Raw genomic sequence first — 12,687 nt, forward strand, 5'->3', positions numbered from 1 at the left:
CTATTCCGACAGGCGGTCGCGGGCCCTCGCGGCCGGTTAGTCTCGGAGACATGCACGCCGTCGTGGCCCGCAGCGCGGGTGGTCCCGAGGTCCTGTCGTCCACCGAGCTGCCCGATCCCGCCCCAGGTCCGACCGACCTGCTCGTGCGGGTCGCCGCCGCCGGGGTGAACTTCATCGACACCTACCGCCGCGCCGGGGTGTACCCGATGAGCTTCCCGCACGTGGTGGGCTCCGAGGGCGCAGGTGTCGTGGAGGCCGTCGGAGCCGAGGCGCGCGGGTTCGTCGTCGGAGACCGCGTCGCCTGGGACGCCGCCCCCGGGTCGTACGCGGAGCTCGCCGTCGTGCCCGCCGCCGACGCCGTCCACGTCCCCGACGGCCTGGACCTGACCACCGCCGCCGCGCTCCCCCTGCAGGGCATGACCGCCCACTACCTCGTGGCCTCGACGTTCGAGGTCGGCCAGGGCCACGACGTCCTGCTGCACGCCGGCGCCGGGGGCGTCGGGCTGCTGCTCACCCAGCTCGCCGTCGCCCGCGGCGCCCGGGTGATCACCACCGTCTCCACGCCCGAGAAGGCCGCCCTGTCGTCCGCGGCCGGGGCCGCGCACACCATCGACTACGCCCGCCTGGACGACCTCGCCACCGAGCTGCCCGCTCTCGTGCGCGACCTCACCGACGGCGCGGGCGTGCACGTCGTCTACGACGGCGTCGGAGCCGCGACGTTCGACGCATCCCTGGCCTCCCTGCGCCGGCGCGGCACGCTCGTGCTGTTCGGCGGGGCGTCCGGGCAGGTGCCGCCGTTCGACCTGCAACGCCTCAACGCCGCCGGGTCGCTCTACGTCACCCGGCCGACGCTCGCGCACTACACGGCGACCCCGGCGGAGCTCGAGTGGCGGGCCCGCGAGGTGTTCCGGGCCGCCGCCGACGGCGACCTCGACGTGCGCGTCGGGGCCACCTTCCCGCTCGCCGAGGCGGCCGAGGCGCACCGCGCCCTCGAAGGGCGCCGCACGACGGGCAAGGTGCTGCTGCTCCCCTGACGGCGGGCCGCACCGTGACGGCGGTCGACACGTCGGCCGCCAGCATCTATCTTGATGTCAAGATACTTGATATCGAAGGAGATGTGATGGGCGACTGGTCCCCCGAGCACTACCTGCGCTACGTCGACGAACGGTCCCGGCCGTTCACCGAGCTCCTCGCCCGCGTCCCGGACGACGTCACCACCGCCGTCGACCTCGGGTGCGGGCCGGGCCACCTCACCGGCGTCCTGCGCGCCCGCTGGCCCGGGGTGCGGGTGGTCGGGGTCGACTCCTCCCCCGCGATGATCGACCGCGCCCGCGCCGACGACCCCGACGGCACCTACCTGCGCGGCGACGTCCGCGACCACGCTGCGGGCGGCGTCACCGACGACGCCGACCTCGTCGTGTCCAACGCGACCCTCCAGTGGGTGCCCGGCTACCGCACGCTGCTGCCGCACCTCGCCGACCGTGCCCGGCACGCCTTCGCGTTCTCCGTGCCGGGCAACCACGACGCCCCCAGCCACGTCCTCCTGCGCACCGTCGCCTCGCGGAGGCCGTTCGCGGACGTCGTCGGCACCGTCGAGCGGCGTGCCGTCGGCGACCCGGCCGACCACCTCGCCGACCTGGCACGCCCCGGCTGGGACGTCGACGTCTGGGAGACCACGTACACGCACGTCCTGCCCGACACCGACGACGGCACCCATCCCGTCCTGCGCTGGATCTCCGCCACGGGCGCCCAGCCGGTGCTGCACGCGCTCTCCACGCACGACGCCGCGCACGGCACCGACCTGCGCGCCCGGTTCCGGGTCGACCTCGGGGCCGAGCTCGCCGCGGCCTACCCGCGCACGTCCCACGGCACCCCGCTCACCTTCCGCCGGGTCTTCACCGTTGCCCGGCGCACGCATTAGGTTGGTCAGCATGACCTCCCCCGACGCGCGCCCCGTGCGCATCGCCGTCCAGCTCCAGCCCCAGCACGCCGACTACTCCGGCATCCGTGACGCCGTCCTGCGGGCCGAGGACCTCGGTGTCGACGTCGTCTTCAACTGGGACCACTTCTACCCGCTCACCGGCGACCTCGACGGCAAGCACTTCGAGTGCTGGACCATGCTCGGGGCGTGGGCGGAGCAGACCGAACGCGTCGAGATCGGCGCGCTGGTCACCGGCAACGGGTACCGCAACCCCGACCTGCTGGGCGACATGGCGCGCACGGTCGACCACATCTCCGGCGGCCGCCTGATCCTCGGGATCGGCGCGGGCTGGAACGAGAAGGACTACGACAACTTCGGCTACGACTTCGGCACCGCGGGCTCGCGCATCGCGGCGCTGGCCGAGGCCCTCCCGCGGATCCGGCGGCGCGCCGCGATCGGCAACCCCGCGCCCACGCGGGACATCCCGCTGCTCATCGGCGGCGGCGGGGAGAAGAAGATGCTGCGGCTCGTCGCCGAGCACGCCGACATCTGGCACTCGTTCGGCGACGCCGGGACGCTGCGCCGCAAGTCCGCGATCCTCGACGACCACGGCGCCGACGTCGGCCGTGACACGGCGCGCCTCGTCGAGCGGTCGATCGGCGTCGACGGCCCGCCCGCCGAGACCGGCGAGGAGATCCTCGCCGCCGGAGCCACGCTCCTCACGATCGGCGTCAACGGCCCCGACTACGACCTGACCACCGCCGCGCAGTGGGTCGCCTGGCGCGACGAGCGACGCTGACGAGGACCGCCCCACCGTCACGACGGGGTGCCCGGACCTTCGAGGACCGGGCACCCCGTGCGTCGTGCGAGCGGCTTCAGCGCCCGGTGAGGACGTCCGTCATCGGGTCGGCGTCGCCGGCGGGCAGCACGCGCAGGCGGCGGGGCGCCGCCACCTCGCCCGCGGTCGCGGCGAGCGCCCGCAGGGAGTCCGGGGTGTCGTCGGACACCCGCACGAACCAGCCTGAGCACACGTCGAGCTCACCCCGGGCGAAGGCGACGGCCACGTCGACCGTCCGCTCGACGGGCGTCCACTCGGTGCGACCCTCGTGCATCCGCATGGAGGCCGTCATGTCGGTCGTGACGACGCCGGGCGCCAGCTCGAGGGTCCGCAGGCCCTGCGCACCGCCCGCGGCGTGCAGGTGGTGCCCGAGCCGCATGAGGGCCGTCTTGGACAGGTTGTAGGCGCTCGACACGGTCATGTCGTGCGAGCCCGACCCGCTGTTGAGGTCGATCACCCGCCCACCGCTGCGGGCCAGCATGCCCGGCACGACGTTCCGGACGAGGAGGAAGGGGCCGCGGACGTTCGTCTCCACGACCTGCCACCACTCGTCGACGTCGGCCTCCCAGGCGGGGACCTCGGCGTCGATGCGACCGGCGTTGTTCACCAGCAGGTCGACGCCGCCGAGCCCGCCGTCGGCGACCGGAGCCTCCGCGCGACGCACGGCGGCCGCGACACCCGCGACGTCGGTGACGTCGCAGGGCAGCACGACGGCGCGGCGCCCGAGCGCGCGGACCTCGTCCGCGACCTCGGCGAGCAGGGCCTCGTCACGGGCCAGCAGCGCCACGTCGAGACCCGCGCGCGCCAGGCCGAGCGCGACCGCACGGCCGATGCCGCGGGTCGCGCCGGTGACCAGCGCCGTGCGGGCGGGCCGCACGACACCGTCACCGGTGGCGTCGGGGTCAGCCACGCAGGACCGCCCCCACCTGCTCGGCGGCGGACTTCACGACACCGTCGCGCACGGCACGCACGTCGTCGGCGGACAGCGTGCGGTCCGCCGCGCGCAGGCGCAGCGAGTACGCGAGCGACTTCTTGCCCTCGCCCACCTGCGGGCCGGTGAAGACGTCGAACAGGCGGACGTCCTCCAGCAGCTCACCGGCACCGGCCACCACGGCCGCCTCGACCTCCGCAGCGGGCACCCCGGCGTCCACGACGAACGCGAAGTCCTCCTTCGCGGCCGGGAACGCCGACACGGGACGGGCCGCCACCGGCTCACCGTCGGCCGCCTCGACCAGCAGCGACAGGTCGAGCTCGAACGCCGCCGTCCGCGCGGGCAGGCCCAGCGCCTCGACGACCTTCGGGTGCAGCTCCCCGGCGTGCCCGACGACGCGGCCGTCCGTCAGCTCGAGGCGCGCGCAGCGACCGGGGTGCCAGGGCATCCGGGTCGGGTCGTTCGCGACGACGACCTCGGTGCGTGCCACCTCGGCCACGGTCCGTGCGGCGGACAGCGCGTCCGTCCAGTCGGTCGGGCGGCCCGCGCCCCACCAGCCGGCGGGCACGCGGTTCCCCGAGAGCACCCCGGCCACCTGGCGCGGCTGGGGCGGGACGGCGGCGTCGAGCGCGGCCAGGTCGGCCTCGCTCGGACGCACGCCCACCGGGAGCTGCGGGGCCGCCGGGGCGTCCGGCGCCGGGTGCGTCACCAGGCCGAGCTCGAAGACGGCGACGTCGTCCAGGCCGCGGGCCACGTTGCGGCGCGCCGTCTCCAGCAGGGTGACGAGCACGCTCGTGCGCATCGACGGGCGGTCGTCGGCGATCGGGTTCGCCAGCCGCAGCGCGGTGCGCCGCGGGTCGTCGGCGGGCAGACCCAGCACGTCGAGGTCCGCCGGGCCCATGAACGGGTACGACAGCACCTCCACCAGCCCGGCGTCGGCCAGCGCGCGCGCCACCGAGCGGCGGGTGCGCTGCTCCGGCGTCAGACCACGGCCACCGGGCGCGGCCGGGAGCACCGACGGGATCTGGTCGTAGCCGACGATGCGGACGACCTCCTCGACCAGCGTCGCCGGCTCGACCAGGTCGGGACGCCACGACGGCGGCGTCACCTCGACGACCTCCCCCGCGCCGGTCACCGTGCAGCCGATCTCCGCGAGGGTGCCGACGACCTGCTCGCGCGTGTACGGCACACCGGCGGTGCGGGACGGGAGCGTCACGTCGAACGCGATCGGCGTGGGCGCCGTCGTGGTGTCGAGGTCGCTCACCGCCGGGTCCGCCGTGCCGCCCGCGAGCTCCACGAGGAGCTCGACGACACGCTGCGCCGCCACCGCGGGCAGCCGCGGGTCGACGCCGCGCTCGAACCGCTTGGCCGCCTCCGAGGGCAGCTTGTGGCGGCGCGCCGTGCGCGCCACGCTCACCGGGTCGAAGTGCGCCGCCTCCACCAGCACGTCCGTCGTCGAGGCCGAGACCTCCGACGACTCGCCGCCCATGACGCCCGCGAGGCCCAGCACGCGCGAGCCGCGGGCGCCGTCCGGGGAGTCCGTGATGAGCAGGTCCTGGGCGTCCAGCGCGCGGTCGACGTCGTCGAGCGTCGTCAGTCGCTCCCCCGGCGCCGCGCGCCGCACCACGACCGGCGCGGCGACCGCCGCCAGGTCGTAGGCGTGCAGCGGCTGCCCGAGGTCCAGCATCACGTAGTTGGTGACGTCGACGGCCAGCGAGATCGAGCGCATGCCCGACCCCTCCAGGCGACGCTTCATCCACGCGGGGGTGGGCGCCGACGGGTCGATCCCGCGCACGACCCGCGTGACGAACCGGTCGCAGCCGACGCGACCGTCGATCGGAGCGGCGTCGTCCACCTCGACGACGAACCCGTCGGGGGTCGCGGTGGGCTCCGCACCCGTGGGCAGGCCCTTGTCCGTGAACGCGGCGCCCGTGGAGTGCGCGTACTCGCGCGCCACCCCGCGGTAGCTGAACGCGTACCCGCGGTCCGGGGTCACGTTGATCTCCAGGACCTCGTCGCCGAGACCGAGGAGCTCCGTGGCCGACTGCCCGGGGGTGAGGTCGGCCTCCGCGAACCCGGCCCGCGTCAGCACGAGGATGCCGTCGTGGTCGTCGCCGATGCCGAGCTCGCGCACCGAGCAGATCATGCCGTCCGAGGTGTGGCCGTACGTCTTGCGGGCCGCGATGGCGAAGCCGCCGGGCAGCACCGTGCCCGGCAGGGAGACCACGACCAGGTCGCCCACACCGAAGTTGTGCGCGCCGCACACGACGCCGCGCGCCCCGCCGGGCGGGACGTCGGCGTCGTCGACGCCCTTGATCTGCGTCGCGTTGTGCTCCGGGCCGACGTCGACCAGGCACCAGTTGATCGTCTTGCCGTTCTTCTGCGGCTCGGGCGTCATCGCCAGGACGCGACCCACCACCAGCGGGCCGGTGACGGCCGCCGCGTGGATCTCCTCCTCCTCCAGCCCGACCCGCACGAGGTCGGCGGCGAGCTGCTCCGTGGTCAGGTCCGCCGGCAGCTCGACGTGGTCGGCCAGCCAGTCAGCAACGATGCGGGGCATCAGATCTCCGTCCCGAACTGCGTGGAGAAGCGCACGTCGCCCTCCACCATGTCGTGCATGTCAGCGATGGAGTGGCGCAGCATCAGCGTGCGCTCGATCCCCATCCCGAAGGCGAAGCCCGAGTACTCCTCGGGGTCCACCCCGGCGGCGCGCAGGACGTTCGGGTGGACCATGCCGCAGCCGCCCCACTCGATCCAGCCCGCGCCGCCCTTCTTCTGCGGGAACCACAGGTCCATCTCGGCGCTCGGCTCCGTGAACGGGAAGAACGCCGGCCGCAGCCGCGTCCGGGCCTCCGGGCCGAACATCGCCCGGGCGAACGCGTCGAGCGTCCCCACGAGGTTCGCCATCGTCAGGCCCTTGTCGACCGCCAGACCCTCGACCTGGTGGAACACCGGGGTGTGGGTCGCGTCGAGGGCGTCCGTGCGGAAGGTCTTGCCCGGGACCGCGACGTACAGGGGCACGCCGCGCGCCAGCATCGAGCGCGCCTGGACCGGCGAGGTGTGCGTGCGCAGCACCAGGTTGTTCGGCTCGCCGGACGGCGACTGCGCGTAGAACGTGTCCTGCATCTGCCGCGCCGGGTGGTCCGGGCCGAAGTTCAGGGCGTCGAAGTTGAACCACTCCGCCTCGACCTCCGGGCCGTCGGCGATCTCCCAGCCGAGGCCCACGAAGAAGTCCGCGACACGCTCCTGGACGAGCTCGATCGGGTGCCGCGCGCCCTGGGGCGCCCGGTGCACGGGGAGCGTCACGTCGACCGTCTCGGTCTGAAGGACCCGGGCGTCGCGCTCCGCCTCGAGCTCGGCCTGCCGGGCCGCGAACGCCTGGTTCAGCCGCGCCCGGCGCGGGCCGACGTTCTTGCCCGCCTGCGCCTTGTCCGGACCGGGCAGCGCGCCGATCGCCCGGTTGGCGAGCGCCAGGGCGCTGCGGTCACCGGTGTGACGGGTACGGACGTCCTTGAGGGCGTCGAGGTCCGACGCCGCGGCGACGTCGGCCAGCGCGGCGTCGACGGCGGCGTCGAGCGCGGTGACGTCCAGCGGGTCGGGAAGTGGTGCGGGCGCGGACATGCGAGCCTTCCTGGAGGTCGGTGGGGCGGCAGGCTCAGTCTAGGTGGCCTCGCAGGGGGACGCGGGCCACCACCGCGTGGGCAGGACCACCCGCACGCCCCTCACCGAGCCGTGACGAGACGACCAGGACCTCGCCGACCGTCCACAGCGGCCCGCGGTACACCGACAGGGCGCGCGACCACCGGCCGAACGGCGACGTCGGCACACCCTCCGGCTCCCCCCGGCGCCGACGTCGACGCTCCCGGGCGCGGTCCGCGCCCACGACGGACGCGGACGCTCGCGCGACGGTGAGGTGCGGACGCCCGGACGCGCGGTCCGCGCCGGGGACGCCGGTCTCGTCCGCCACCTCGTCGGTGTGCCGGGCGAGGGAGCGCAGCGCGTGGACGTCACCGCCGAGGCCGACCCACAGCGTCCGACCCCCGAAGGTGCCGCTGCCCGCCAGGGCGAGGTCGAAGGACCGAACGCCCGCGACGGCCTCGGCGAGGGTGTCGACGTAGCCGTCGACCGCGCCGTCGGGGACGTCGCCGTGGAACGCGAGGGTCACGTGCCGCTGCTCGCGCGGCACCCAGCGCAGCCCCGCGCCGGGATCGGCGACGGCCGCACCGCCGACGCCACCGAGGGCGCCGTCGAGATGGTCCAGGGACTCCGGGGACGGGTAGACCGCCGTGAAGAGACGCACGCCGGGATGCTAGCGGCCGGCTCCGTCAGCGCTGGGCGCGGCCGGAGGCGTACAGGCAGACGGTGGCCGCGGTCGCCAGGTTGAGCGACTCCGCGCGGCCCCGGATCGGGACGCGCACGACGGCGTCCGCCAGCGCCCGGTCGGTCGCGGGCAGACCCCAGGCCTCGTTGCCGAACACCCACGCGGTGGACGCGGCGAGGTCGGGCGTCCCCGCCGGGCGGACGGCGGCCGGACCCGCCACGTCGAGGAGGTCGTCGAGGTCGTGGTCACCCACGCCGTCGGCGGCCAGCACCGTGCAACCGGCGGCCCGGAGGGCCGCCACCGTGTCGGCCAGCGACGGGCCCGTCACCACCGGCAGGTGGAACAGGGACCCGGCGGTGGAGCGCACCACCTTGGGGTTGTGCACGTCGACGCTCTCGCCGGCGAGCACCACGACGTCCGCGCCGGCGGCGTCCGCGGCGCGGATCACGGTGCCGGCGTTGCCCGGGTCCCGCACCGTGGCCAGCACGGCGACGAGCAGGGGCCGGCCCGCGGCCCGCCGGGCGGCGGACAGCTCGTCGACCGTGTCCGCCAGCGCCCACGACCGGGCCCGGACCACCGCCAGGACGCCCTGGGCGTCCGGGCTCATGGCGTCCAGCACCTCGGGCGTGCCGACGTGGACCCGCAGCCCCGCATCGAGCGCGGCGTCGAGGATCTCGTCGTAGCGCGCCGCGGCAGGCTCGGTGAGGTAGACGTCCCGGACGTCGGCGGCGGCGTGCCGCACGGCTTCACGGACGCCCTGCGGGCCCTCGACGAGCAGCTGACCGTGCTTGGAACGCGCAGGACGCCCGGACAGCGCCCTGACCTGCTTGACCCGGTCCGCCCGCGGGTTGGCGAGCGTGAGGTCGGGGATGCGGTGCATCGAGGTCAGGGGTGTCCGGGCGTCCGGGGGTGCGACGCGGCTGCTCAGGCAGCCTTGGGCGCGTTGACGTCCTCGGGGAGGGCGTCCTTCGCGACCTGGACCAGCGCGTTGAACGCGGCGATGTCGTTGACGGCCAGCTCCGCGAGGAGACGGCGGTCGACCTCGACCTCAGCGGCCTTGAGGCCCTGGATGAGGCGGTTGTAGGTCAGACCCTGCGCGCGGGCCGCAGCGTTGATGCGCTGGATCCACAGCTTGCGGAAGTCGCCCTTCTTGGCCTTCCGGTCGCGGTACGAGTAGACGAAGGAGTGGGTGACCTGCTCCTTGGCCTTCCGGTACAGGCGCGAACGCTGGCCGCGGTAACCGGCGGCGCGCTCGAGGGTCGTACGGCGCTTCTTGTGGGCGTTGACAGCCCGCTTCACGCGTGCCACGTGATGCTCCTTGCAGTTCGGGTCGGTCGGTGGCCTCGGCGGGTCGGACCCGCCGGAAGACTCACTTGCCGAGCAGCTTCTTGATCTTCTTGACGTCCGCCGGCGCGACCTCCTGGTCGACAGCGAGGCGGCGGGTGCGACGGGTCGACTTGTGCTCGAGCAGGTGGCGGCGGTTGGCCTGCTCGCGCATGACCTTCCCCTTGCCGGTGACCCGGAAGCGCTTCTTGGCGCCGGAGTGCGTCTTGTTCTTCGGCATGACTGCCGTCTCTCCTCATGTCGGTCGCCCGCCCGTGGGGGGCGGGGACGTGGTGCTGACCGTGGCCGGTGCGCCGACCCGGTGTCAGATGGGCTGTGGCCTCAGGCCCGGGGGCCCGGGCGGGGTGCCGGTCGCGGCGCGGGCCGCGGGGTCGCCGGGCGCGGGGTCGCCGCGCGCGGCGTGGCGGGACGCGCGGCCGGAGCGGCGGCGGCCGGCGCGGCGGCGGCGGCCGGAGCCTTGGCGGCCGGGGCCTTGGCGCGGGGAGCCGGGGCGGGCTTCTCCTCGACGGCGGGCTCGGGCGCGGCCTCCGGCGCGGGCTCCGGCTCGACGGCCGCGGGCTCCGGCTCGACGGCCGCGGGCTCGACGGCCTCGACCTCGACGGCGGGCTCTGCCACGGCGTCGGTCACCGGCTCGGTCACGTCGTCGCTCGTGACCTCGTCCGCGGGCTCGTCCGTACGGGCGCGGGCCTCGGCCTTGACCTCGGACTTCGTCTTGCGCTGGGCGTTGACCTCGGCGGAGCGCTGGCGCTGCTCGACCTTGGCCTCGGCCTTCTTCTTCACCGGGCCCAGGACCATCGTCATGTTGCGACCGTCCTGCTTCGGCATCGACTCCACGAAGCCGAGCTCCGAGACGTCGTCCGCGAGGCGCTGCAGCAGGCGCACGCCCATCTCCGGGCGGGACTGCTCACGACCACGGAACATGATCATGACCTTGACCTTGTCGCCCGCCGACAGGAAGCGCACGACGTGGCCCTTCTTGGTCTCGTAGTCGTGCGGGTCGATCTTCAGGCGGAACCGGATCTCCTTGAGCAGGGTGTTCGCCTGCTTCCGGCGCGCCTCGCGCGCCTTCATGTCCGACTCGTACTTGAACTTCCCGAAGTCCATGAGCTTGCAGACCGGCGGACGGGCGTCCGGGGCGACCTCGACCAGGTCGAGGTCGGCGTCCTGGGCAAGCTTCAGGGCGACTCCCGTGGCGACCACGCCGACCTGTTCCCCGCCCGGGCCGATGAGCCGGACCTCGGGAACGCGGATCCGGTCGTTGATGCGAGGCTCGCTGATGGTGGTGCTCCTTGAACTCGTGGTGAGACCGCCGAGAAACGAGGAAGGCCCCCGTCCTGGGTGCAAGACGGAGGCCATCACTACCGGGCGCACGTCGGCCGGGGCCGTCGTGCGACAAGGACGACGAAGGACGCCGTCCGACCGGACCCGGCCCCTGTCGGCGCGCTGCGCCCGTCGGGACTCGGGTGGGATGATCTCCACTTGCGACACCCGTCCGCCAGGCGGTCGGGTCGGTCAGTTCCCCAGGCTAGCACGGACCCGCTGCGGGCCGGCAGGCGTCGCGGGGTCGATCCGGTGTCAGGTCCGTCACGCGCACGGTCCGCCGCCGGCCAGGTCCTCCCGCACGCGCGAGGTGCCAAGATGGTCCCATGAGCTCCGCCACCACCGAACCCGGCGACGCGAACGCCGCCACCCGCGACATCGCGGACGTCGCCGCCGTCGAGGTCATCACCACCGCCGCCGTGCACCTCATGAGCGCCGCCGCCGTGAAGTGCGGCCTCGCGGACGACGCCGACGCCCGGGACCACCTCGACCTCGACGAGGCCCGCAAGCTGATCACCGCCCTCGCCGCGCTCGTCACGGCGTCCGCGCCGGACATCGGCAACCAGCATGCCCGCTCCCTGCGCGACGGGCTGCGCTCCCTGCAGCTCGCGTTCCGCGAGGCGTCCGTCATCCCCGACGCCCCGGGCGAGGGACCGGGCGAGAAGTACACCGGCTCCGTCGTCTGACATGGCCGAGCCGACGCCGACCCCGGCGCCCGCGTCCGTCGACGCGGCACCCGCCCCCGCCGGGCGGCGTCGGCCGGGGCGCCGGGCGGCCGTCCTGGCCGGGGTCCTCGCCGTCGCCCTCGTCGCGGCGCTGGTCCTGGCGGCCTTCCTGTGGCGCAGCACCGACGCGTGGCAGGGGCACTCCGCGGCCTGGGAGGGCAAGGCCCGCGACCACGCCGAGCAGGTGGCCGGCCTGGAGGTCGAGCTCGAGGGCACCCGCACCGACCTCGCCGTCACCCGGGACCAGCTCGCCACCGCGACGGCCCGCATCACCGAGCTCGCCGACGAGAAGGCCCAGCTCGGCGACGAGCAGGTCGTCGCCGAGCAGTACCTCGACTACCAGCGGCGCGTGAGCGAGGCGGCGGGCGGAGTCGCCACCGCGCTGGGGCACTGCACCGCCGCGCAGTCCCAGCTCATCGGCTACCTCGGCAACCGTGACGCCTACGACCCGGCCGACCTCGACCGGTTCGCCGGCGACGTCCAGGCCCTGTGCGACGAGGCGAACGAGGCCAACACCCGGCTCCAGCAGGAGCTCGCGCAGTGAGGGCCGCGGCGCGGATGACGCGGTCGGGCGCCACGGCCGCCGCCCTGCTCGCCCTGGCGGCCTGCTCCGCGCTGCCCGAGATGCCTCCGCCCGTCCCGGACGACATCGTGCCCAGCGCCGCCGCTCCCGAGTTCGAGGACGGGGCCACCGAGAACCTGTCCCCCGACGGCTTCGACACCGTGCAGCGCATGGCCGTGCGGGTGCGCAACGTCGGCTGCGACGCCCTGTCGACGGGGTCGGGGTTCGCGATCGACGAGCACACCCTCATCACCAACCGGCACGTCGTGGCGGGCAACGAGTCCTTGCAGGTCAGCACCTACGACGGGCGGGACATCGACGTCGCCGCCGCGAGCGCGGCCGAGCTGGCCGACCTCGCGCTGGTGCGCACGCAGGACCCCCTGCCGTCCTTCCCCGACGTGTCGGCCCAGGACCCGGTCACGGGCGACGAGGTGACGGTCGTCGGCTACCCGTCGGGCGGGCGCCTGACCGTCACCACCGGGCAGGTGGTCGGCAGCACCACCGACCCCCTGCACGAGAACCTCGGCGAGGTGCTCGTCACCGACGCCGTCGTGGAGCCCGGGTCGTCGGGGTCGGCCGTCCTCGACGACGGCGGCGAGGTCATCGGGGTCGTGTACGCGAAGACCTCCGACGGCCGCTCCCTCGTGGTGCCGGCCTCCACGCTGCGGGACCTGCTCGCCGACTCCGCGGCGTTCACGGACCTGCCGCCCTGCTGAGCGGGTCGC

14 protein-coding genes are annotated in these 12,687 nt (G+C 74.7%); 6 read left to right on the top strand and 8 right to left on the bottom strand.

The window, feature by feature from the left end:
• The first annotated feature begins 50 nt into the window (after positions 1-50).
• Genes I598_RS04635 through I598_RS04645 form a run of 3 tightly spaced genes read left to right on the top strand, consistent with a single transcriptional unit; the run spans position 51 to position 2,720 of the window.
• Positions 51-1,034 carry a quinone oxidoreductase family protein gene (locus I598_RS04635; protein ID WP_068201697.1) on the top strand — a complete coding sequence of 328 codons (984 nt, stop codon included), beginning with the start codon at positions 51-53 and terminating at the stop codon, positions 1,032-1,034.
• Positions 1,035-1,048: 14 nt separating this feature from the next.
• Complete coding sequence (locus I598_RS04640) at positions 1,049-1,921, top strand: methyltransferase domain-containing protein (protein WP_232314262.1); 873 nt, start codon at positions 1,049-1,051, stop codon at positions 1,919-1,921.
• Positions 1,922-1,931: 10 nt separating this feature from the next.
• Entirely contained in the window at positions 1,932-2,720 is a 789-nt protein-coding gene (locus I598_RS04645) for an LLM class F420-dependent oxidoreductase (protein WP_068201701.1), read from the top strand.
• Positions 2,721-2,796: 76 nt separating this feature from the next.
• On the opposite strand, the gene I598_RS04650 is transcribed toward I598_RS04645, so the two are convergent.
• From I598_RS04650 to infC, 8 genes are all read right to left on the bottom strand, one after another.
• The gene (locus tag I598_RS04650) at positions 2,797-3,669 is read right to left on the bottom strand and encodes an SDR family NAD(P)-dependent oxidoreductase (RefSeq protein WP_083972879.1); all 873 of its coding nucleotides are present in this window, start codon (positions 3,667-3,669) and stop codon (positions 2,797-2,799) included.
• On the bottom strand, positions 3,662-6,250 hold the full coding sequence (gene pheT, locus I598_RS04655; protein WP_068201703.1) for a phenylalanine--tRNA ligase subunit beta: 2,589 nt from the start codon (positions 6,248-6,250) through the stop codon (positions 3,662-3,664). Before pheT ends, I598_RS04650 begins: the two co-directional genes overlap by 8 nt.
• Entirely contained in the window at positions 6,250-7,311 is a 1,062-nt protein-coding gene (pheS, locus tag I598_RS04660; protein WP_068201704.1) for a phenylalanine--tRNA ligase subunit alpha, read from the bottom strand. Before pheS ends, pheT begins: the two co-directional genes overlap by 1 nt.
• Before the next feature lie 34 nt (positions 7,312-7,345).
• Positions 7,346-7,990, bottom strand: coding sequence for an RNA 2',3'-cyclic phosphodiesterase (gene thpR, locus I598_RS04665; RefSeq protein WP_068201706.1), 645 nt, complete (start codon positions 7,988-7,990; stop codon positions 7,346-7,348).
• A gap of 25 nt (positions 7,991-8,015) precedes the next feature.
• Positions 8,016-8,891, bottom strand: coding sequence for a TrmH family RNA methyltransferase (locus I598_RS04670; RefSeq protein WP_068201709.1), 876 nt, complete (start codon positions 8,889-8,891; stop codon positions 8,016-8,018).
• 44 nt (positions 8,892-8,935) lie between these two features.
• The gene (gene rplT / locus I598_RS04675; RefSeq protein ID WP_068201711.1) at positions 8,936-9,319 is read right to left on the bottom strand and encodes a 50S ribosomal protein L20; all 384 of its coding nucleotides are present in this window, start codon (positions 9,317-9,319) and stop codon (positions 8,936-8,938) included.
• A 61-nt stretch (positions 9,320-9,380) separates the two neighbouring features.
• Positions 9,381-9,575 (bottom strand): 50S ribosomal protein L35, encoded by a 195-nt coding sequence (gene rpmI, locus I598_RS04680; protein WP_068201713.1) that lies wholly within the window; start codon positions 9,573-9,575, stop codon positions 9,381-9,383.
• A 101-nt stretch (positions 9,576-9,676) separates the two neighbouring features.
• Complete coding sequence (gene infC, locus I598_RS04685) at positions 9,677-10,711, bottom strand: translation initiation factor IF-3 (RefSeq protein ID WP_083972881.1); 1,035 nt, start codon at positions 10,709-10,711, stop codon at positions 9,677-9,679.
• Positions 10,712-11,001: 290 nt separating this feature from the next.
• On the opposite strand from infC, the gene I598_RS04690 reads away from it, so the two are divergent.
• Genes I598_RS04690 through I598_RS04700 form a run of 3 tightly spaced genes read left to right on the top strand, consistent with a single transcriptional unit; the run spans position 11,002 to position 12,678 of the window.
• Positions 11,002-11,361, top strand: a complete 360-nt coding sequence (locus I598_RS04690) for a DUF1844 domain-containing protein (RefSeq protein WP_068201717.1) — start codon at positions 11,002-11,004, stop codon at positions 11,359-11,361.
• A 1-nt stretch (position 11,362) separates the two neighbouring features.
• Positions 11,363-11,944 carry a hypothetical protein gene (locus I598_RS04695; RefSeq protein WP_068201721.1) on the top strand — a complete coding sequence of 194 codons (582 nt, stop codon included), beginning with the start codon at positions 11,363-11,365 and terminating at the stop codon, positions 11,942-11,944.
• Positions 11,941-12,678 carry a S1 family peptidase gene (locus tag I598_RS04700; protein WP_232314263.1) on the top strand — a complete coding sequence of 246 codons (738 nt, stop codon included), beginning with the start codon at positions 11,941-11,943 and terminating at the stop codon, positions 12,676-12,678. Before I598_RS04695 ends, I598_RS04700 begins: the two co-directional genes overlap by 4 nt.
• Positions 12,679-12,687 lie beyond the last annotated feature (9 nt).

It is taken from the genome of Isoptericola dokdonensis DS-3 (assembly GCF_001636295.1).
GTDB lineage: Bacteria > Actinomycetota > Actinomycetes > Actinomycetales > Cellulomonadaceae > Isoptericola > Isoptericola dokdonensis.